Genomic DNA, 20,806 nt, shown 5'->3' with positions numbered 1-20,806 from the left:
TTATGAAGCAACCTGAAATGCTGCTGGTAGTTAAGTTATGAATTTGATAGGGAGGCAATACAATGGTTACGGAAACAACGGACAAAACCTTTGAACAAGATACTGCTACGGGCGTTACCTTGACTGACTTTTGGGCAACGTGGTGTGGTCCTTGTCGGATGCAATCACCAGTAGTCGAACAATTGGCTGGGGAAATGGACAACGTTACCTTTAACAAGATGGACGTTGACGCCAACCCTAACACGCCACAATCCTTTGGTATCATGAGCATCCCAACTTTACTGGTCAAGAAGGACGGTAAAGTGGTGGATTCCATCGTGGGCTATCACTCCAAGGATCAATTAAAGAAGATTTTAGACCAATACGTCGAAGCTTAAAGACGCTGGTCAAAAAACGACTGCCGCGGACAATTCCGTAGCAGTCGTTTTGTATAAATGGGTAAAATATTGTTAAATGGAAAAGACAGCTTGTCGATTCATGGGGCGTACTTAAATGATTGGCTAAAATTCAGTTTTTGGAATAGAAAAAATTAATCGTTGTCCGTCCGCGTGTGTTGTTATATTCAGATATACGTAATCGCCTTTTAATTGAATTCCTTCGGTTTCCACGTCATGTTTTGAAGGATTTGATAGGACACCACCTCTAATTGTAGTTGCGTGTGCTGCAAAGTTTTTTGTTTTCCAAGCACCTTTTTGGATTGTTGACGAAACGCCTGATGCACCACTAGAAATATAAATACTTTGATTATCATTGAATTCGATTCCCTGAATAGAAGAGTTAGCAACCATCGAATAAAATTTATCTACTGGGTATGAGTCAACACATGCGTTAATGATCTGACTATCACCTGCAGAAATATATTTTGAGTTTTGAGTCTCCTTGTTGTCTAAAATTTTGTTTAAGCTGGTAGCTCTGTAGTAAGCAAATTGAACATTTCCAGAGCTGTTCATTCCCCAGATTAGAAAATATTTTCTCGAACTATCTAGGGCAGCTTCACAGCGCTTGAGTGTTCCAAATGAGGAGCCCTTTTTATTGGCTCGATTAATACTAGAGATACGTGCGATATCTGTATAGTCAATCGTAGTGTTGGGCTGATATTGAAAGCGACCAATTTGTGTTCCCCAATCAAGGCCAGACAGATTAGGGTTGTCCACTTTAGTTGCTTTGCAAACGACCCAAAAATAGGAACTTTTTTGGGAATTGTCAAACCACTGCAAGGTTTGTCCATGGCCAAAGCGATTTAAGGTCATTTCATCTTTACGATGTAAGGTTGTGCTACCATTAAGTGGGAAACGACTAATAACTTGTTTTGCACCTGCAGCATTATTTACTTGTTGCGTCGTGTACAGGTATGAAGACCCGATATAGCAATTTTGAACAACATTACCATAAGTTAGTCCTTGTAACGTATACTTAAGCTTTCCTTGTGCTGTTGCGCGGCGGATGACATGTTGTGCAGTTTCGAGATTGTTATTTTGTGTTTTTCGATAAAAATCGTAGGCATCTCGCGGCGCTTCAGGATGATTTTCAAAGTAAATGTCCATTGCTTCATCCGATTCGAAGTCTCCGCGGTCCAGAACAAGTTTTTCAATTGCTACTGGTTGACCAGAATCGAATCTTTCATCAATTATATTGTTATCTTTCTCATTCATAATGTTTTCCTCCTGATATTTCTATTTGTTTCAACAGTAATGTAAGCTGCGAGAGTAAGAAGCAAAAGATTATAGTCTTAAAAAAAGAATGAAAATTTTATAAATTTTCCAATATGTAAACTTAATACAATTGAAACAAAAAGTCTTAAATTTATTAGGTATAATGTGGCAAAAGGGGAGGAATGTAAAATGAAATTCATTTTTAAATTATTAGCAGTATCGGGGGCAATGGTACTTAGCACTATTGCATTGGCTACCAATGTAAGGGCTGCTTCAATAAAAATCGGTTTCACAGTGGTTCCCGGTAAGGGCTATACTGTTGCAACGACTGGGAAAAACGCATTGTATTCTAAGCCAGGGACAATTCGGGGAGCTAAACAGATTTTGTCAAAAGCGAAGATGAAAAGAATTGGTTCTTATAGTAAGGCAGATGCATCGGCCTATGTGTTTCACGGTGTGAATAATAGGGACAAAGGATCAACCTATTATTTTCACGCTTATGGTTATCAGGTGACTAATACTGGAAGTGTCTATTACAAAGTGGTTAGTCAAAATGGAAAATTCCGTGGTTATGTCTATGGTGGCAAAAAAGTCGGTATTATTACTGGCGGAATTAAGAAGGTTCAGACAATACGGAAAGTCAGTATTCCTTCTTACCTTTCAGGCGATGTAGGTATAGCAACTCCGGGGAAAATATGGAATGTGGTTCCATATACGCAATATAAAACAAAAATAGTGGGAAAAATGACAGCTGGTGTTACAACAACAATTCCCCACTTAGCCAAGTTCAAGATTGATTCAGCTGCAATGCGGACTCGGGAAAGAGATACGTATTATCATGTGGTGCCACAAGATAATAGCAAACTTACTGGGTGGGTAAACGCAAAATATATGCGCAAGTATTCAGAAATTCAAAGTGATTGGGATGTTAAGTAGTCATTAAGCTAATATTCGACTAACTTCGTCGCTTGAAGCATAATACAATATTTATGGTGTTTGCGATTGATGATTTGCATCTGAAATAAACTAAGAAGGATTAGTCTGTAGACACTCTTCTTTATAGAAGGGTTTATAAGATTACCTGATCTTTAATGATTAGGTAATTTTTTGAAGGTACTGGTAGATATTTTGTTATGCAGATAGATTAATATTGAACAAAAAAGGTGAAATCTCAATTGAGCTTCACCTTAATATCAGTTGTTAGTAATTGGTAGCGTCTAGTCTTCACTATCATCACTCTTACCAGTTGGTTTAACCAAGCTGAGCGGTTGTGGCGCATCGTATTCTGGAATTACGTCATCTGGGTCTGTGTAGACGTCGAAGGTGACGGCTTGATTCTTTAACTTGCGGCCAGTTTCCACCAATTCCGCTTCGGTGATGATACCCAGTTGTTGGGCCATCATTTCGGCAAGAAAGCCAGCTTCGAGGGTGAAGTCGGTGTCGCCGACGACTTGGAGCCGGAGGCGAACAGGATCACCACTGAGTTGCCAGCGGGTCATGTGTGAGGTTTGCTTCACAAGTGAGAGGGTACCAAAGCCAACTTGTTCAAAGAAGATGGCGGCGTCCTTAGGATTGCCAATCGGGAATTTCCGCGCGAGTGATTTACCGGCCCAGTACCCGATAGCTCCCTTGTCCTCACCGAGCAATTCTGGAATGAGGGCGTCACGAAGAATCATCTGAGGAAGATACTGAGCACCCGCAGCATCGTTCATGACGGTCTGGTATAAGTTTTTCAAAATAGTTGGCTCCTTTGTCCGAATTATATTCTGAACTCATTATACCTTAAAGGTTGAAGGTTGTCGCCTGCGGTTGCCAGGGATTCCGCCTGCTGTGGGGACCGGCGAAAGCCTGAGAAACGGTCTTTCACCTTGACTTGAAACCTCTGTGTGAGATGAATGACTGAGATTGGCCTGCCACTCTGCAAGAATGCAAGCAATTGTCATCAGCTGATAGTTAGCAGTTTGAAGCAATCAAGGTAATAATTTAAGAAACAGGAAAAGTTTGGTAAATGTGGAATCAAGCTGATTTTTTGAAGGCTAGCAGATATTTTCACGGCAAGAAACTTGAATCCGCTTCATAAAAAGGCGATAATATAGTTTCAAGTAATTGAGAGGAGCGTTGATTCATGCAAAACAGTCCAATTGGGTTAATGGATTCTGGAGTCGGCGGCTTAACGGTATTAAAAGAAGTTCAACGGTTGTTGCCTACCGAAAAGACAGTCTTTTTAGGGGATCAGGCACGGTTGCCATATGGTCCTCGCGATGCGGCGGAGGTTACGACCTTCACGCGTCAAATTGCCGGGTTCTTACAACGCCAGGCAGACATTAAAATGTTGATTATCGCCTGCAACACGGCAACGGCGGCAGCCCTCACGACCATGCAAAAGGAACTGACTATTCCCGTTGTGGGCGTCATCGCACCCGGTGCTCGTGCAGCAGTGCAGGCCACGCGGAATCATCGCATTGGCGTGATTGCGACCACGGGAACGGTCAAGAGCGACCAATACCAGCAAACGATTTTGGCAAAGGACCCGCATAACACGGTCTTTAGTTTAGCCGTTCAAAACTTTGTGGATTTGGTGGAAGCTAACGATTTAACGTCGGCTCACGCGCAGTCGGTGGTCAAGACTGGTTTGGCGCCATTATTGGATAAGAATATTGACACTTTAGTCATGGGTTGCACGCATTTTCCACTGTTGCGGCCACTGATTCAGGAAGTGGTTGGCCCCAACGTGACCTTAGTTGATCCCGGGACTGCCACGGCTAACATGGCGACATCGTTGCTGGATTACTGGAACTTAGCTAATCCGAGCGGTGTTCAGCATCCGGCGGGCGATTATTTCACTACGGGGGACGTTGACCGATTCAATGAATTAGCCGATAATTGGTTAGTAGAGACACCTGTCCGGGCACATCATTTGCCCGTAGCGGAGTTGACCCAAACAACGGAGGTTGAATAACGAATGGAAAACACGATTGTCATTGCCACGAACAACGCCGGTAAGGCACGCGAATTCCGCGCTATCTTTGAGCCCAAGGGCTTGACGGTGAAGACGCTGGCGGATTTTCCCAATCTCAAGCAGGTTGTGGAGACCGGGACGACCTTTACCGAGAATGCCACGTTAAAGGCAACGGCGGTCGCTCACGAGACGCAACTGCCCGTGTTGGCCGATGACTCAGGACTGATGGTCGATGCGTTGAATGGTGAACCGGGAATCTACTCGGCCCGTTATGCGGGCGACCATGACGACGCCAAGAATAATGAAAAATTACTGGCGAATTTAGAAGGGGTTCCCGCCGCAAAACGGGGAGCAGCCTTTCACACGTCACTGGTCCTCATCAAGCCCGATGGCAAGAAGTTAGTTGCCACCGGTGAAGTCCGGGGTGAGATCGTAACGGCACCCCGAGGCCACGATGGCTTCGGGTACGACCCGTTATTCTATGTGCCTGAGGAACGGTTGACCTTTGCCGAGATGGGCTTGGCGATTAAGAATCAGCACAGTCACAGGGCTAAGGCTGTGGCGGCGATGTTGCCGCAGTTTGACGCCTGGTGGGAGGCTTAACGATGAGTCGATGGTTAGTGATCAGTGATAATCATGGTGACCGGGACATTTTGGTCACGCTAAAACAACAGTTACAGCCGGACGCTGTGTTTCACTGTGGTGATTCGGAAATGACGGCTGATGATCCGTGGTTTCAGGATGCTTACGTGGTTCAAGGCAACATGGATTTTGATGCCAATCTACCGTTGGTCGTCACGCCTAAAGTTGATGGGCGACAAGTCTTACTGACGCATGGGCATCACGATGGCGTGAACTGGGATCTGACCCAGTTGAAGCTACGGGCGGATGCTGCTCAGGCCGAGGCCGTCTTTTACGGGCACACGCACAAGTTGGCAGCCGAAGTGGTCGGTGGTCATCTGTTTGTGAATCCTGGGAGTATCAGTCAGCCGCGCGGTGAGTTCCGGTATTTAGGCGGGACCTGTGCGCTGATCACGGTAACGGCGACCCAGTGGATCGTGCAGTACGTGACGCGGGACGGGCAGCCTGTGCCGGATTTGAAATTCACGTTTGCCCGGACGGAGACGCAGAAAGGATGAATTAAGGCATGATTGACCCAGCCGTTGAACAAATGCTCCTTAAAGATCCGAAAAGTTACGTGATCTCTGCGGATGTGGTTGCGAACGTTACGGCAACCAATACTTTAGAACACGCCTTTATGGTGTTGTCGAAGGTTGGTTACAGCCGGATTCCAGTGTTGACGCCCGATGATCGGCTGCAGGGGATGATTTCGCTGGCAGCGATTTCGGAATATCTCCTGCATGTGCCGGGGGCGGCAGTGGAACAGCTCAGTCGTTACACGGTGGCCGATGCGATGCTGCCGGTCAACCGGTGGGTGAGTGATCCAACTAAACTCGAAACAATTTTAAACTACTTAGTGGATGAGCCGTTTATTCCCCTTGTTGATGACGATAAGGTCTTTCAGGGAATTATCACACGGCGTGAGCTATTGAAACGGATCAATTTCCTGGCGCACAATCTCCACAAATATTATGACGTGACCGCGAAAGAAAAGGTGGCAGACCAGGCTGATAAATAACTGGTCGCCACCACAATTGCGTAAAATAAAATGCCCGAATCTTCTAATTTAACAGAAGATTCGGGCGTTTTGTTACTTAATTGCATCAGAGGCTTGGTGGTATTGTAAAACTAAAATAGTTTGATGATGTGTGCATGTTTAAGCTAACAGACAGTTTAGCCGCAGGCGATATTTTTGGCTTACTTACTAGCAGGCATCGACGCGTGGGTCGGCAATTGAATGCCTGCTTGGCGGATGGCCTTCAGGTAAGCCGTCAGGAAGCTGGCCTGAAGCGTAAATTGACTGCCGCTTTTACAAGTCAGTGCAACTTGAAAGACCAATTCGTTTGGTGGCAGCGTAACCACACCAGTGATGGCCGGCTCACCAATGACACTGGGGTGCTGGGGCACCAGCGTTTCGTTAACCGCTTTGATGATATCTGGAAGCTTTTCCACCGGTGTCGTTGGAGCGATAGGGATGTTGACCAACGCGTGCATGTTATTTCGCGACCGGTTAGAGACAATGGTGATGTTGCGGTTGGGAATGAAATTCAACGTCCCATCGGCGCTGGTGACCTGCGTGGTTCGCAGTCCAATCGATGTGACTGTGCCTTCAATCGTGCCAATCTGAACGACGTCACCGACATCGAGTTGCTGTTCCATAAGAATGGAGATCCCGGTAACCAGGTCGCTCACAAAACCTTGGGCACCTAGGCCTAATGCCAAACTGAAGATTCCAGCACCGGCGATTAATGTGCCGACGGGAACCCCCAGCGTGGACAGTAGGGCATAGATCCAGAAGAAAAGAATCGTGTAGTGAAACAGATTCATCGTCAGCATACTGATAGTTTGTAGGCGATTGCTTGGCCCAGACTTGGGGACCAAGTAACGCTTGAAGCTTCGCCGTAGAATAAATTTTCCGACAAAGTTGATGACAAAAAATAAAAGTGTTAAAAAAAGTAAAGACAGAAAGCGACTGGTAATGAGGTGCATGAACTTCTCCCAGTCAAAAGAAGTGATGTAGTGTTGGAACCACTTAGAAGAAGTGGCCGTGGTCGTTACGAGGTCCGTCAAGAAACGCGTCTCCTTTGAAGCCTGCGCCACGCAATCAATGGCGTAGGGAGTTTATTCTCTAGTTTAGCAGATTTTATAGGTGGCGCCCAGAGTTGGGTGAGAAAAGGCGGTCGGATTTGGGGTTTTAATTGCACCCGCCCCCTGAGAATGCTATTCTATTGGTAAGTAACTGAGTACAAGGAGGGGTTGTCATGACCGGTGGACAAGTAGCGGGCCTGATCGCAGCGATTGCGTTTTTGATTCTGGTCCTCTTCATTGGCATGTTCTTAGTCAAAATGAATAAAACGTTAGGTGAGGTAAACAAGTCGGTGAAAACGATGACATCGGATATTGATGTCATCAGTCACCAGGCCGAAAATATCATGGCTAACGCGAATGAATTATTGGAAGACGTCAACCAGAAAGTTGCCACCATCGATCCAGTCTTCCAGGCCGCAGCGGATTTGGGCGAGAGTGTTTCTGATTTGAACACGGCGACCCGGAACCTGACCGACCGCGTATCGGATACGGCTAAACAGACGGCCAAAACGTCATTAGCTGCTAAAGTTGGCAAGACGGCGTTTGACCTCTACAGAAATCACAAAAATAAGGAATAATCACGGAAAGGGAGTCATTAATATGGCAAAACACAAGTTATTAGCAGGATTATTAGTCGGTGGGGCAGCCTACGCGGCCTATCACGCCTTGGACCTGGAACAACGCGAAGCCTTGAAGGACGCCGCACGTGACCGCTACAATGCTTTCAAAGACCGTGCCGTGGATTACGCCTTCTATGCCGCAGACGCAGCAGATGATTTCAAAGAAGCTTTGAACGACAAGTTTGAAGCCAAGGATGATGCCCCAGCTTGGAAGACGGTGCCGGACGATGTTGCTGATGAACCAGCCGATGATATTGTCTTGAGTAGCGATGAAGTCGCTGACTTACCAGACGAGCAACCTGCTAGTGATGAAGACACTAGTGACACTGCCGCTGACGATGAAGCGAAGAGCGACAACGCTGAATAATTTTTAAACGAAATAGCGGACGCGTTGACCACTACCAATTTCGGTAGGGCCAACGCGTCCGTTTTGTGTTGTCTAGATAAAGTCGTTGTCTTGCTGTATTTTAAATAATTCCGATTGAATCTTGACCGCAAGTTTCTTGGATTCTGGTGCGTTAATTCGTTGCGGCCGGCTCACAGCGATTAGCGGCAGCAGCGGCGGCTTTTCCATTAGATGGAGAATGCGCAGCGATTGCCCGTGCTTGATAAAGAAGCGCGCCATGGATTCTGGAATCAGTGCCCAGTTGCGGTCGTTGACCAGGTACTGCGGCACAGCGAGACTGGTGTCGAGTCGCACGAACGGGGGAATCTTGTCCTCCCAGCACAGCATGTGCCACTTGCGATAATTGTCGCTGTAAGGAATCATGAGCTCGTCGTAGCGCGACAACATGGCTGTCCCCACGAAGTCCGGATAATTACTGGTTGGCTTGGTCACGAGAACTAACCGCTCTTGACCGATCTTGCGCGTTTCGATCTTGTGCCGGGTGGATTCGATAAAGGAAAAGCCAATGTCTACAAGATCGTTATCAATCAGGTTGTATATATTCAAGTCGTCAGTGGTTTGGATGTTGAGACGCAGTAGGGAATCGTCCTGTAACGCCAGCGGCGCTATTTCGGAAAGAATCGCCGTGTTGATATCAAGGGAGGTTGCCACCGTCAAAACGTGGTAGTCCCCAATCTCCTTGAGGCTATCAACTTGATTGCTAAGTTGAATCCATTGGCGGGCAATTGGTACAAGACGTGTACCATACGACGTCAAAGAGATCGTATTATTCCCTTTGACGCGGTTAATCAACTTGACTCCCAAGAGGCTCTCCATTCGATGTAACCGGTTACTTACAGCGGCTTGCGTAATATACAGAGAATCTGCAGCCTGGGAGATCTGCCGGTATTCAACAATTTTTAAAAAGGTCTGCAAAAGCTCTGAATTCATGAGTCTATCTCCAATTTTATTCTAAATGCTTTGATTGTGATATCTATGACGGACAATGTTTTATAGCAGTCGGTAATAGATGAGAAGGGTGTGCTTTATAAGGTGGAACCTTGGGTGGTGCTAATAATCGGGACAGATAGAGACTGTGTAAGCCGCAAGGGTGGTGAAAATGGATTTAGCTGTGGGAATTCTCTTATCGGCGAACCATGCCGGTTAGAGAATTGGGAGGTTTGAGACTCGGTTTATAGAGGCTTAAACCTCAGCCGGAAGACCGCACTGTGGCTTCCGGCGTCCGCCCTCAGCGTTCCGGTCCATTTTCACCGCCCTGGAGGCGAGATTAACACTACTTAATATCTGTAGTCTGATTATAGCTCACGAGTTTTATACTGTCATCGGTTTCCCTCACAATAGACACGCTGCCGTTCAATGGGAAGTTCCCCAAAATATTGATCCCATGATGATCAGCCAGGGTTCGAATGAACGTCCCGTGGGTAATCAACAGGACGGTTGCCTTGTCGGGGCAGGCTTCATGAATGACATCAAAGCCGTGTTGCCAGCGAGCAATCACCTGATCGTAGGTCTCTGCTTGATGAGCAGGGTCCGCATCGTGCATGAGCTGACGCGTCTTGGGAAAACCGAAGTGACTGATCAGCTCTTCCTGACCGGCGTAGCCCGTGGCCTGGGAGACTTCCTGCCAGGCAGCTGGGGCGTTGAGACCTTCATAATAGCCGAAAAAGACTTCGCGGAAGGTTGCATTGGGCGCGATGATCTTGGGCTGATGGGCCAGTTGCGAGAGAATCAGGTCACGCGTGTCGATCGCGCGGTTGAGATCCGACGAGCAAACATAATCAAATGGAATGTTTGCTAATTGTTTACCGGTGGTCAGGGCCTGTTGGCGGCCCTTAGCCGTGAGGTCAGAATCCACCCAGCCCTGCATCCGATCAAAGGAATTCAGTAAGGTTTCGCCATGGCGGACAACGTAAATTGTGATTTCAGTCATGCTATTTTACCCCCATTATGGTTTGATTCCATTCTATTCGAAAAAAAGATTATATTCAAGGTTGTAATGAAACCGATTTCATTTATAATAGAGACAGATGTTTTTACCAGACAGGTAAGAATGATTATCTTGTGTAGCCATTATATATTTTACTTTAGGGAGGCATTTATCATGCATGTGACGTTATCTATCTGGCAAGCGTTACTGATTGCACTTTGGGTCGCTTTGGTTGAATCACGAATTTTAGGTTTTTCAACCCTGACAATGCGGTTTAGTCCGTTGATGACAGGGATGATGGTTGGGTTCATCATGGGGGACATCAAACAAGCTATGATTGTAACCGCTGCCATTCAGTTAGTCTACATGGGGTTTGTTGCGCCAGGGGGAGCCTTACCCGCCGAACCATGTATTGCTACGGCGATTGCAGTGCCAGTTGCGCTGCTGGGCCACATGAGTCCTCAAGGGGCCATCGCGATTGCGGTGCCAGTTGGGTTACTCGGAAGTTACCTCTATCAATTCAGATTCTTCCTCAACACCTTCGCGTTGAAGCCAATGGACAAATATGCCAAGGAAGGGAATGCACGGGGCTTAGGATTTGCGATCATGGGAATTCCAACATTGATTTCCTTCGCGCTGTTCATTCCACTGATGTTCATCGCCCTTTACTTCGGGGCACCCGTTATCTCTGGTTTAGTTGCTAACATCGAACACGGGACGTTGATTCACGTCTTGAACAGTGTCGGTGGTGGGTTGGCTGCCTTAGGGATCGCCGTAATCATGCAAGTTATCGGGAAGAAACAACTCTTACCATTCTTCTTCCTGGCTTACTTCATGAGTGTGGCCTTTGCCAAGTTGGACATCAGCATGACGATCTACGCCATCTTCGGTGCCATCTTCGCCATCCTCTACGTGACATTTACTTCAAAGAAATCGACGAATTAAGGAGGTAGAAATCAATGAGTGAAGAAGTAGCTGCAAACAACGTTGACGTTGCTGAAAACGAAGATGTTCAAGCTGAAGAACATCGGATTCCGCAACCTGATAAGATTACGAATAAAGATTTAATGAAATCCTGGTTCGGTTGGTGGTGGGCCAACGAAGTCCCACATACCTTTGACCGGATGTTGGCACCAGCCTTCTGTTTCGGGTTGATTCCAACCTTAAAGAAGTTGTATAAAGATAAAACGGAATTGGCGAAAGCCTTTCAACGCCACCTGTTATTCTTTAACACCCAGGCTACTTGGGGTGGGGGAACGTTAACTGGTGTGACCATCTCACTGGAAGAAGCACGGGCCAAGGCCTTAGCCAACGGTGAGGAACCAATTTCCGAAGACATGATCAACAACACCAAAGTTGGGCTGATGGGTCCACTGGCTGGTATTGGGGATTCCATTGACTCCGGGACTGTGCAGTACATTTTCATCGCCATCTTCTTGCCTTTCGCCCAGAAGGGGAACTTCATGGGAGCTTTACTTCCATTCCTCTGCTTCGCCATCGCAACCTTTACTTATGGTTATTACTTCACTAAGATGGGTTACTCACTGGGGCGGGCTGCCGCTAAGGAAATCATGACCGGTGGCCGAATGGCCGGAATTATTGATGGTTTAGGGGTCCTCGGGCTTTACATGATGGGGATCTTGGCCGGGCAATACATTAAGATTCAAAGTTACCTGAAGTTCACCATCAGTAAGAAGGTCTTCGACGTTCAGGATATCTTGAACACGATTCTCCCAGGAATCCTGCCACTGTTCGCCGTACTGATGCTGTACTGGTACTTCCAGAAGAAGGGTCTCAAGATCACGCGTGGTCTGGTTTACTTAACCATTGCGTTAGTTGTATTGAGTATCTTCTACGTCATCTAACAGGAGGAATTAGCGATTATGAAGCGAGCATTCTTAGTGATTACCCACGGTGATATGGGTGTTGAAACTGTCAAGAGCATGGAATTATTGATGGGACCACAGGAAAATGTGAAAGCATTGGGCCTGCATCCCGGCGAATCGGTTGATGATTTGCGGACAAAAGTTTATGATATTTTACAAGCCAACGAAGCCGATTATGACGAAACTGTTCTGTTAGTCGACTTATTAGGTGGGAGTCCATCTAACGTGTCCCTGTCAACTCTGGCCAAGTATCACGACATGAAGATCGTGACGGGCCTGAGTTTACCGCTCCTCGTCAACATTCTGAACTTCTCGGAAGCGGAAGATAATACTGAAAAATTGATCACGGATTCTATCGGTGTTGCCACCGAAGGGATGAAGTTGATCGACAAGAATTTCTTACACCAATCATAGAAAATTAAGCACGTTAAAATTGGAGGATAACTATTATGGGACAAATTAATTTAGCACGGGTCGATGATCGTTTGATTCACGGCCAAGTTATGACGAAGTGGACCAAGGGCTTTGGCACGAATTCTGTTTACGTGGTGGACAACGCTACGGCTGCTGACGACTTTATGAAGGACATCTACGTCAGCACCAACTCTACCGGTGGTCTGAGCATCAAAGTTTACAGTGCCACTGAAGTTGCTGAGGAATGGAAGAAGAACCAATTCGGCGATGACAAGGTCGTTGTGGTCTTCAAGTACATCAAGGAAGTTAAGGAAGCCATGGATGCTGGGCTGGAATTAAAAGAACTCAACGTTGGTGGGGTCTCCAAGAAAGCTAACACCAAGTTCGTGATTCCAACGGTTGCTATTGGTGATGACGAAAAGGCACTCTTGAAGGAATTCCACGACAACGGTTTGGAAATCTACTTCCAAACTGTGCCAGACTCCAAGCGAGTAGAATACGACTCAGCTATCAAGTAACGGTTGACGGCGGGTTAGTTCACAAATGATTTGAGGAATTGATAATGAAAGAAGCGTACGAAGTTTATCCCAGCCGATTACGAATTTATATGACAACGATTGTCTTCATTCTGTTTGGCCTGGCCATCTGTGGGGTGGTCTTCACCTCGACCTGGTTAATCATGAAGATCTTGGCGGTGGCTTTTGGCTTACTGTTCTTCTATGCGGCCTTTGAGACTGTGGTGAAGGGCCATGCTAAACGACCGGACTATATTTTCGACGATCAGGGTATTACGGATAATACGCAGGAACCAGCAGTCGTGGTGCCGTGGGCGGATATCTTGAAGATTGAAATGACGCCAAACAATGCCGTCATGCAGATTGGTATTCTGGCGCGGAAGACCGTGATCAGTCAGGACGAGAAGAACGTGGTCCTCACGCGCAATCTCGTTAGTAACGGGAACATGGCCTTCTATTCCATCATGATCGATGGGTTCAAGTTCCGGCAAAAGCAATTTCTCAATATCTTTGAGGAGCTACAACGTCAAGGAGTGAAACACAACCCCAGCATTCTGGTCAATAAGGTGCTGGAGAAGAAGCGCTGATGACGGACTGAATTACTCGAGGAGAAATGACGTATGTCGACGAAAATTACAGGAATCGCGGCCAGCGATGGGATTGGCATCGCTAAGGCCTACACGTTAGTTGACCCAGATTTAAGTTTCGAAAAAACCACGGTTACCGATCCGCAAGCTGAAATCGATCGGTTGGCCGCTGCTCGGAAGGTTACCGTAACCGAGTTGGAAGAGATCAAAGCTAAAGCACTCGAAAACCTTGGCCCTAAAGAGGCAGAGGTCTTCGACGCTCATCTGGCAATGGTCAATGACCCGGATTTTATCAAACAAGTAGAGGACGAAATCACCCAGAAGTCTTGCAACGCCGAGACGGCGCAACAGGACGTGGCTGACCAGTTCTCAGCGATGCTTGAGGCCATGACTGATAACGCTTACATGCAGGAACGGGCAGCCGATGTCCGCGATGTGACGAAGCGGGTACTCAGTCACTTGCTGAACCGGCCACTGCCCAACTTGGCACTGGTTGATTCACCAGTTGTGGTTGTTTCCCATGATCTGACGCCTTCCGACACGGCCCAACTGGACCGGCAGTTCGTGAAGGGGATTCTAGTGGATTTGGGTGGTCGGACGAGTCACTCGGCCATCATGTCTCGAACGTTGGAAATTCCGGCGGTTGTCGGAACTGAGAACGCCACGACTAGCATTCAGGATGGGCAAACGGTCATTCTGGATGGCTTGCACGGGGTAGCCCTAGCTGCACCCGACGACACCGAGTTGGCAGATTACCAGCAACAAGCTAGTGATTTTGCCGAACAGAAGGCGTTGTGGGAGAAGCTGAAGGACGAACCGACTGTCTCTAAGGACGGGCAATCCTTCATGTTGGCTGCCAACATTGGGACGCCAGCCGATCTGCCGGCTGTTCTGAAGTCTGGTGCCGAAGGAATTGGTCTGTTCCGGTCCGAATTCCTTTATATGGATAGTGATCAGTTGCCTTCCGAAGAGACTCAGTTTGCTGCCTACAAGGCGGCCGTTGAACAAATGGACGGCAAGCCGGTAGTCATCCGGACGATGGATATCGGGGGCGACAAGGACCTGCCATACATGCAACTGCCAAAGGAAATGAATCCGTTCTTGGGCTACCGGGCTATCCGGATTTCCTTGAAGCGGCAGGATATTTTCCGGACACAACTGCGGGCATTGATTCGGGCCTCGGCGTTTGGCGACTTGGGGATCATGTTCCCAATGATTGCCACGTTGGAAGAGTTGCGGCAGGCCAAGACCATCTTCAACGAAGAAAAGGCGAAGTTGGTTGCGGCTGGCGTCAAGGTGGGCGAGACCATCAAGTTAGGCATGATGATTGAAATTCCTAACGCGGCGATCTTTGCTGATCACTTTGCTAAGGAAGTTGACTTCTTTAGTATTGGAACCAACGACCTGATCCAGTATACCTTTGCGGCCGATCGGGGGAACGAACGTGTTTCCTACCTCTACCAGCCGTACCATCCAAGCCTCTTAGGTCTGATTAACCACGTCATTAAGGCGGCTCACCGTCACGGAACGAGCGTGGCGATGTGTGGTGAAATGGCCGGTGACCAGACGGCGGTACCGCTGTTGATGGGGATGGGCCTCGATGAATTCTCGATGAGTGCCACCTCGGTCCTGAAGACCCGGAACTTGATGAAGCACCTCGATGCTTCAACCCTGAGTGATCTTGCGGAAGCGGCCATTAACGACTGTGAAACGAGTGATCAGGTCAAGGCGTTAGTTGAGAAGTTGAAGACGAGTCAAGGGTAATTATTTCGACGATTTTATAAGATTAAAAGTTTCAGTTTACGAAAGTACGCGCTGACCTGCAACCAGGTTAGCGCGTACTTTTTTGAAAACTACTTTTTAGGTTTTGGTAGGGGAACTTCCGGTGTCTTCAAACCACTCCGCAGGGCGGCACCAATCGCTGGAATCTGTCCTAGATCAGCGATGTGGTCGGTAGGAACTACGACCACGTTAGCCGGCGAGTTAGCCAGATCACTGAAAGCAGAGATTGATTGGTTTTCGAAGAACTCTGGCGTGGCATTTTCCAGACTGGAGTTGACCGTGTCAATCCGGTACTTTTCGGCGTCCGCTCTGGTCTTCGTGGCCATGGCTTGGGCGGTGGCCGTTGCCATGAGGGCATCGTTCTTGGCCTTCGTCGTCAGCTCGATAGACTTCGCTTCCCCTTCAGCCTTGGCGATAGCGGCGACCCGCTCTCTGTCGGCTGTCAGTTGCTTGTCCATAGCGGATTGAATGGCAGCGGAAGGGGTCAGTTCGTCGATGTTGGTCCGGTTGACGTTGATCCCGTAAGTGTCGGTCAGATCGCCAATAGCGGTGGCCAGTTCCTGGTTGATTTTGGCGGTGGAACCCAGTGCCTGGTTTAAATCCATCCGACCGATAATGTCTCGCAAGTGGCCTCGGACCAGTTGGGCCATGGATTCCACGGAATCCGTGTTTTCATACTGGAATTTCACGGAGTTGGTCACGTGGTAGTTCAACGTCAGACTGGCGGAAACGTCGGCGTTATCCTTAGTGATAACGGAATAGTTGGGTAGGGCGAGTGGCGTCATGGCCAGTTCAACCGTCCGAATTTTTTGCAGCCCAGGCAAGTAGAAATGAACGCCGGGCGCGACACTGCGCTTGTATTTTCCTAAAGTTTCAACTAATCCCTCGTTGTTTTGATGCACAATTCTAATCCCAAACATAGTGACTCCTCCTCAAATTTTCTTGAACGTCAAGATATTCCCGTTACTTTCGATGATGGTATACTCCGCGGTGAAGTCTAGAGCTTCTCGCGGCTCCAATAAGTAACGATAGTAAATGCCGGCGACTAACACCAGACCAGTCTTAGCATCTAAAGCCGTACCCGGTACGGTGCGACCAATCAACTGCCGAGATTCCCAATTTCCTGGTGTGGCCGTCTTCGATAAAATGTTGACGATGTAGGCGTTAATGCTTCGGCCGTCAGCGGTGGCGGCTTGCGAAAGCTTTTCGAAAAGGCTCTCGTCCATGCGAAGTAGGAAACGCTTCTGTTTTTCTTTTGCCATAATGTGGCCTCCTCATGCTCCTCCCAAGATGATAGCTTAATAATATCACGATGATATCACCTTAGCAACTTTCCAACATGTTCTTGGATTTCGAGGAAATCTGTCGCTTCCGGCTGTCAGGGATTCCGCCTGCTGTGGGGAACGCTTACAGCCCAAGAGCGGGCTTCCAGCTCGGCTTGAAGCTACGAAGACCGCGTATCTCCAACCGCGTCCCACGATGTAAGGCCGGGAAGAGTCAATCGCCCGGTCTAACATCGTCGTCACGGCTGGCTCCATCCCTGACCTCCTCCAGCTACAATTGTGGCTTGAATTGACATCAAATGGTTTGGGAAAGTGATACCAAGATGGACTCGTCAGAATTCATAAGGAATCAACGAACAGTCCAGGTAAAATGTTTTATATGCTAATGTCTCCAGAGAAATGTGGATGTAAAAACCCGTGAGCAGCTGCCATTTTCGACAAGTGCTCACGGGTTTTTGAGATATATTTTAAGCGAGACTAGCCCACGTAAGTTAATTCCTTAGAAGTGTGGGTGAATGGGAGGCTGCCATCAGCCGTGACGTGGACACAGTCTTCGATCCGGACGCCGGCGACCCCTGGGATGTAAATTCCGGGTTCGATGGAGAAGCACATGCCGGGTTCCAAGACCAGGTCGTTGCCTTCCATGATGGATGGGAATTCGTGGTCGCTCATGCCCATCCCGTGACCGAGACGGTGAATGAAGTATTCACCGTAGCCAGCCTTGGTGATGATGTCACGGGCAATCTTGTCCAGTTCAGCGGCTGTCAGTCCGGGCTTAACTGCGGCTTGAGCCGTCAATTGAGCTTCCAGGCAGACGTCGTAGATTTCCCTTTGCTTGGCGGTAGGGGTGCCTAGAGCCACCGTCCGGGAAGCGTCGGAGATGTAGCCGTCATAGACCGTACCGAGGTCGAAGAGGACCAGTTCGTTGTTAGCAAACTTGGTGTCATTGGTAGCGCCATGTGGTTCAGCGGCGTGTGCACCGGCTTGAACCAGGCTTCCGAAGGACATTTCCATAATGCCTTCCTTCATTAAAGCGTATTGCAATTCGGCAACGGCAGATTGTTCCGTCTTACCAGCTTTAACGGCTGCGAAGCCGTGCTCAAAGGCGAAGTCGTCCCATTTGCCGGCGATTTCCAATTTCTTGATTTCTTCTTCAGACTTGATCAAGCGCATCCGTTCGATAAATGTGGTGATGTCTAAGTCGAAGCGGGGACTGGTGAATTGGGCAGCTAAGGCTTCCATCCGGGCAACTTGGAGTTGGCCCTTCTCTAAAGCGATGTGTTCCGGATTCACGTGGCGTTGCTTAACTTGGTCGGCAATCATTGCCCATGGATTCTCATGGTCCAGGTAGCCGACGACAGGGAACTTCCAGCCGGTCTCCTTGATCACTTCTACTTCCAAGGCGGGTGCGAAGATGAATGGGTCTTGGTCCGGGAAGATCACTAAGGCCAGGACCCGTTCGATTGGGTCGCTGCCAAAGCCAGTCAGGTACTGAATGGTCTTGGGATTGCTTAAGTAGGTCATGCTGGCGTGGTGCTCCGCCGTCCATTGCTGAATTTGTTCGAGTTTCGTCATGAAATCACCCCTTCAATTAATGTCATTAGTATACCATCAAAAGGGGGTTAATTTAAGAATATGAAGCGTTCTGCCTTGAAAATTCTGTGAAAATAAGGTATTCTTTGATGTGAAAGCGTTTTCACTCTTGCGTCCATGAAAACAATTCTGTATACTGGTCAAGTTGCTTGAAAACGAATGAAAACAAATCAAAACAAGAAAGAAAGGGCTCTCGCTATGGAAAAACAGACAGTTACGATTTATGATGTGGCACGTGAAGCGGCGGTTTCAATGGCCACCGTTTCGCGGGTTGTTAACGGCAATCCCAATGTTAAACCAGCTACGCGCAAAAAGGTTTTGGAGGTTATTGACCGACTCGACTACCGGCCAAATGCCGTTGCACGTGGCTTAGCAAGTAAGAAGACGACGACCATCGGGGTGATTATTCCCGACGTGACCAACGCCTACTTCTCTTCATTAGCACGGGGAATCGATGACATTGCCATGATGTACAAGTACAATATCATCCTGACCAACTCCGATGAAAACGGCGGCAAAGAAGTTCAAGTGTTGAACACTTTGATGGCCAAGCAAGTTGATGGGATTATTTTCATGGGGAACCAAGTGACCGACGAACTCCGCGAAGAATTCCGACGTTCAAAGGCACCAGTCGTCTTAGCCGGTTCAGTTGATGCTGAAAAGATGCAACCTAGCGTTAACATCGACTACGTGGCAGCCGTTGCGGAAGCTGTGAAGAACCTGATCGACCACGGCAACCAAAAGATTGCCTTCGTGTCAGGCTCCATGAAGCAAGCAATCAACCATGATTACCGGTTGAAAGGTTACAAGAAAGCCTTGAAAGACGCTGGCATTGCTTACGATGACAAGTTGGTCTTTGAAACGGATTACACGTACAAAGCTGGTCAATCTTTGGAACCAGCCTTGAGTGCTGCCGGTGCTACCGCTGCCTTTGTGGGTGACGATGAACTGGCTGCCGGTGTGATGAACGGCTTGACCGATGCCGGTGTCGATGTTCCCGGTGAATTCGAAGTCATTACCAGTAATGATACGAAGTTAACGGAGCTGGTACGGCCTAAGATGAGTTCTATCACCCAACCACTCTATGATATTGGTGCCGTAGCAATGCGGTTGTTAACTAAGTTAATGAACAACGAAAGTGTTGATGAAAACACGGTCATCTTACCTTATGGCTTGATGAAACGCAGCTCAACGAAGTAGTTGATTGCGACAGAGGGCGCGAAAGGAGACTTTCGGGTCCTTTTGTTTGGCACAAAAATAGAATTTTAGCCACGCGGACTGTGGAACCTGCACGGTTTGGTCGGAACCAAGGGTGAACTCAGCTAGTTATGGCGGTATGGGTTAATCCAGGGAGCTTAAGTGCAGGATTCGCCTAAAATTAAGCCCAGCTTAACGTTTATCCCATATGGATGTGCTACAATAATAAGCAACTATGCACGGTGTCAATCGGTGTTTTAGCAGGGATCGTCATTACCAAGCCACAGGTGAGGGAGAGGGCTAAACTGTGATTGACTGCCGTGTGAGATTGGACGAATTGGAGGTGGTGTTGGTGAGTGAAAATAGTCGGATGGCTCGCTATCATTCAGATGAGTCAGAAAACTCGCAGCAACAACCACAAGAACCACAACAAACATATCAGCGCCGACCTGCATTGGCACGGTGGGTAGCTGTCCTGGTGGTGCTCTTTACCCTGTCGATTGGGTTGAAAGTGACGGTCTTTAACGCCAACTACACGGCTGGCGTCGTTTCCAGATCCAACGTCGGGCAAAAGGTAACCAATCAGCTCAATAATGAATTGGAGAGTCTAGGCGTCAGCGGAAGTCCGGTCACGGCAGGAATTGTGCAACCGTATTTGGCACAGGGCGTTGCGCAACTCTATGGACAGGCCGCTACCACTACAATTGACAGCTCGGAATTAACGACGGCGATCAGTACGCAAGCCCAGACGATGGGCGTCACCGCAACGTCCGGAATGACCACTGCACTGGTGAAGGAAGCACAGAAGACTGTGAAAGCAGCCTTCAGTACGCCAGCGATGATTCAGGCATCCGCGAAGATTCAGAGAGCCAAGACGCTTGATTTCTGGCTGATGATTGCTACGGTGCTGTTGGCAATTGTGACCGTCATGTACGCTTTCAGCGTGCGTCACGTCATGGCCAGCCTGGGACCGGGCCTAGCACTTGGTGGCTTGTTAACGGGGCTTATCGGTGGCGTGGGGTATTACCTGTTGCCAGCGCTAATTTCTGCGTCAACGGCAACCGTCACGAGCATGATCACTACGGTTGGCCGAAGCGGAATCGGTGTGATTATCTTTGCTGGCGTTGCTGAGATCGTCCTGGGTTTGTTAGTTATGCTGGGGCATCGAACATTCCGAAAAGACTAACAATCTGAACCAATATGTAAGCTCGAGGTGAATAGCCTCGGGCTTTTTTAGCGCAATTTATTAACCGATAAAACCCAACACCCCCTGTCG

At 48.1% G+C, this 20,806-nt stretch carries 24 protein-coding genes; 16 read left to right on the top strand and 8 right to left on the bottom strand.

Annotated features, from left to right (window positions below; genetic code table 11):
• The first annotated feature begins 62 nt into the window (after nucleotides 1-62).
• Complete coding sequence (gene trxA / locus ACEPSU_RS08405; RefSeq protein WP_020088337.1) at nucleotides 63-377, top strand: thioredoxin; 315 nt, start codon at nucleotides 63-65, stop codon at nucleotides 375-377.
• A gap of 123 nt (nucleotides 378-500) precedes the next feature.
• Here the strand turns inward: trxA and ACEPSU_RS08400 are convergent, their stop codons facing one another.
• Complete coding sequence (locus ACEPSU_RS08400) at nucleotides 501-1,652, bottom strand: helveticin J family class III bacteriocin (protein WP_395321092.1); 1,152 nt, start codon at nucleotides 1,650-1,652, stop codon at nucleotides 501-503.
• A gap of 189 nt (nucleotides 1,653-1,841) precedes the next feature.
• On the opposite strand from ACEPSU_RS08400, the gene ACEPSU_RS08395 reads away from it, so the two are divergent.
• Entirely contained in the window at nucleotides 1,842-2,588 is a 747-nt protein-coding gene (locus ACEPSU_RS08395) for a hypothetical protein (protein ID WP_395321090.1), read from the top strand.
• A gap of 281 nt (nucleotides 2,589-2,869) precedes the next feature.
• On the opposite strand, the gene ACEPSU_RS08390 is transcribed toward ACEPSU_RS08395, so the two are convergent.
• The gene (locus ACEPSU_RS08390; RefSeq protein ID WP_395321088.1) at nucleotides 2,870-3,388 is read right to left on the bottom strand and encodes a YslB family protein; all 519 of its coding nucleotides are present in this window, start codon (nucleotides 3,386-3,388) and stop codon (nucleotides 2,870-2,872) included.
• 389 nt (nucleotides 3,389-3,777) lie between these two features.
• On the opposite strand from ACEPSU_RS08390, the gene murI reads away from it, so the two are divergent.
• Genes murI through cbpB form a run of 4 tightly spaced genes read left to right on the top strand, consistent with a single transcriptional unit; the run spans nucleotide 3,778 to nucleotide 6,250 of the window.
• Nucleotides 3,778-4,611, top strand: coding sequence for a glutamate racemase (gene murI, locus ACEPSU_RS08385; RefSeq protein ID WP_395321086.1), 834 nt, complete (start codon nucleotides 3,778-3,780; stop codon nucleotides 4,609-4,611).
• Nucleotides 4,612-4,614: 3 nt separating this feature from the next.
• Nucleotides 4,615-5,214 (top strand): XTP/dITP diphosphatase, encoded by a 600-nt coding sequence (locus tag ACEPSU_RS08380; protein ID WP_395321084.1) that lies wholly within the window; start codon nucleotides 4,615-4,617, stop codon nucleotides 5,212-5,214.
• 2 nt (nucleotides 5,215-5,216) lie between these two features.
• Nucleotides 5,217-5,750 carry a YfcE family phosphodiesterase gene (locus ACEPSU_RS08375; protein WP_395321083.1) on the top strand — a complete coding sequence of 178 codons (534 nt, stop codon included), beginning with the start codon at nucleotides 5,217-5,219 and terminating at the stop codon, nucleotides 5,748-5,750.
• Between the two features lie 8 nt (nucleotides 5,751-5,758).
• A complete protein-coding gene (gene cbpB / locus ACEPSU_RS08370) occupies nucleotides 5,759-6,250 on the top strand; it encodes a cyclic-di-AMP-binding protein CbpB (RefSeq protein ID WP_020088332.1) in 492 nt (163 codons plus the stop codon).
• A 179-nt stretch (nucleotides 6,251-6,429) separates the two neighbouring features.
• Here cbpB and ACEPSU_RS08365 read toward each other — a convergent pair whose 3' ends face one another.
• Nucleotides 6,430-7,302 carry a mechanosensitive ion channel family protein gene (locus ACEPSU_RS08365; protein WP_020088331.1) on the bottom strand — a complete coding sequence of 291 codons (873 nt, stop codon included), beginning with the start codon at nucleotides 7,300-7,302 and terminating at the stop codon, nucleotides 6,430-6,432.
• 191 nt (nucleotides 7,303-7,493) lie between these two features.
• Here ACEPSU_RS08365 and ACEPSU_RS08360 point away from each other — a divergent pair, with 191 nt between their 5' ends.
• Nucleotides 7,494-7,898, top strand: a complete 405-nt coding sequence (locus ACEPSU_RS08360; protein WP_020088330.1) for a DUF948 domain-containing protein — start codon at nucleotides 7,494-7,496, stop codon at nucleotides 7,896-7,898.
• A gap of 22 nt (nucleotides 7,899-7,920) precedes the next feature.
• The gene (locus ACEPSU_RS08355) at nucleotides 7,921-8,307 is read left to right on the top strand and encodes a hypothetical protein (protein ID WP_395321080.1); all 387 of its coding nucleotides are present in this window, start codon (nucleotides 7,921-7,923) and stop codon (nucleotides 8,305-8,307) included.
• Nucleotides 8,308-8,379: 72 nt separating this feature from the next.
• On the opposite strand, the gene ACEPSU_RS08350 is transcribed toward ACEPSU_RS08355, so the two are convergent.
• Nucleotides 8,380-9,276, bottom strand: coding sequence for a LysR family transcriptional regulator (locus ACEPSU_RS08350; RefSeq protein ID WP_395321079.1), 897 nt, complete (start codon nucleotides 9,274-9,276; stop codon nucleotides 8,380-8,382).
• 343 nt (nucleotides 9,277-9,619) lie between these two features.
• The gene (locus ACEPSU_RS08345; RefSeq protein ID WP_395321078.1) at nucleotides 9,620-10,276 is read right to left on the bottom strand and encodes a histidine phosphatase family protein; all 657 of its coding nucleotides are present in this window, start codon (nucleotides 10,274-10,276) and stop codon (nucleotides 9,620-9,622) included.
• A 171-nt stretch (nucleotides 10,277-10,447) separates the two neighbouring features.
• On the opposite strand from ACEPSU_RS08345, the gene ACEPSU_RS08340 reads away from it, so the two are divergent.
• The 6 genes from ACEPSU_RS08340 to ptsP are packed head-to-tail and all read left to right on the top strand — an operon-like array spanning nucleotide 10,448 to nucleotide 15,439.
• On the top strand, nucleotides 10,448-11,218 hold the full coding sequence (locus ACEPSU_RS08340) for a PTS sugar transporter subunit IIC (RefSeq protein WP_020088326.1): 771 nt from the start codon (nucleotides 10,448-10,450) through the stop codon (nucleotides 11,216-11,218).
• Nucleotides 11,219-11,232: 14 nt separating this feature from the next.
• Nucleotides 11,233-12,138 (top strand): PTS system mannose/fructose/sorbose family transporter subunit IID, encoded by a 906-nt coding sequence (locus ACEPSU_RS08335; protein ID WP_020088325.1) that lies wholly within the window; start codon nucleotides 11,233-11,235, stop codon nucleotides 12,136-12,138.
• Nucleotides 12,139-12,156: 18 nt separating this feature from the next.
• Nucleotides 12,157-12,573: a PTS sugar transporter subunit IIA gene (locus tag ACEPSU_RS08330; protein ID WP_020088324.1), complete on the top strand. Its 417-nt coding sequence runs from the start codon at nucleotides 12,157-12,159 to the stop codon at nucleotides 12,571-12,573.
• A 35-nt stretch (nucleotides 12,574-12,608) separates the two neighbouring features.
• Nucleotides 12,609-13,091 (top strand): PTS sugar transporter subunit IIB, encoded by a 483-nt coding sequence (locus ACEPSU_RS08325; RefSeq protein WP_020088323.1) that lies wholly within the window; start codon nucleotides 12,609-12,611, stop codon nucleotides 13,089-13,091.
• Between the two features lie 44 nt (nucleotides 13,092-13,135).
• On the top strand, nucleotides 13,136-13,675 hold the full coding sequence (locus ACEPSU_RS08320) for a hypothetical protein (protein WP_395321075.1): 540 nt from the start codon (nucleotides 13,136-13,138) through the stop codon (nucleotides 13,673-13,675).
• A gap of 33 nt (nucleotides 13,676-13,708) precedes the next feature.
• Entirely contained in the window at nucleotides 13,709-15,439 is a 1,731-nt protein-coding gene (ptsP, locus tag ACEPSU_RS08315; protein ID WP_395321073.1) for a phosphoenolpyruvate--protein phosphotransferase, read from the top strand.
• An 89-nt stretch (nucleotides 15,440-15,528) separates the two neighbouring features.
• On the opposite strand, the gene ACEPSU_RS08310 is transcribed toward ptsP, so the two are convergent.
• From ACEPSU_RS08310 to ACEPSU_RS08300, 3 genes are all read right to left on the bottom strand, one after another.
• Nucleotides 15,529-16,377: an SPFH domain-containing protein gene (locus ACEPSU_RS08310; protein ID WP_395321071.1), complete on the bottom strand. Its 849-nt coding sequence runs from the start codon at nucleotides 16,375-16,377 to the stop codon at nucleotides 15,529-15,531.
• 12 nt (nucleotides 16,378-16,389) lie between these two features.
• Nucleotides 16,390-16,719 carry a toxin-antitoxin system HicB family antitoxin gene (locus ACEPSU_RS08305; protein ID WP_020088319.1) on the bottom strand — a complete coding sequence of 110 codons (330 nt, stop codon included), beginning with the start codon at nucleotides 16,717-16,719 and terminating at the stop codon, nucleotides 16,390-16,392.
• A 498-nt stretch (nucleotides 16,720-17,217) separates the two neighbouring features.
• Nucleotides 17,218-18,315, bottom strand: a complete 1,098-nt coding sequence (locus ACEPSU_RS08300; protein WP_395321068.1) for a M24 family metallopeptidase — start codon at nucleotides 18,313-18,315, stop codon at nucleotides 17,218-17,220.
• Between the two features lie 216 nt (nucleotides 18,316-18,531).
• Here ACEPSU_RS08300 and ccpA point away from each other — a divergent pair, with 216 nt between their 5' ends.
• The gene (gene ccpA / locus ACEPSU_RS08295; RefSeq protein ID WP_395321066.1) at nucleotides 18,532-19,533 is read left to right on the top strand and encodes a catabolite control protein A; all 1,002 of its coding nucleotides are present in this window, start codon (nucleotides 18,532-18,534) and stop codon (nucleotides 19,531-19,533) included.
• 349 nt (nucleotides 19,534-19,882) lie between these two features.
• A complete protein-coding gene (locus ACEPSU_RS08290) occupies nucleotides 19,883-20,716 on the top strand; it encodes a hypothetical protein (protein ID WP_395321064.1) in 834 nt (277 codons plus the stop codon).
• The last annotated feature ends 90 nt before the right edge of the window (nucleotides 20,717-20,806 follow it).

It is taken from the genome of Levilactobacillus parabrevis (assembly GCF_044051715.1).
Taxonomy (GTDB): domain Bacteria; phylum Bacillota; class Bacilli; order Lactobacillales; family Lactobacillaceae; genus Levilactobacillus; species Levilactobacillus parabrevis.
The sequence above is the reverse complement of the archived record's forward strand: the minus strand, read 5'-3'. Positions and strand labels throughout refer to the sequence as shown.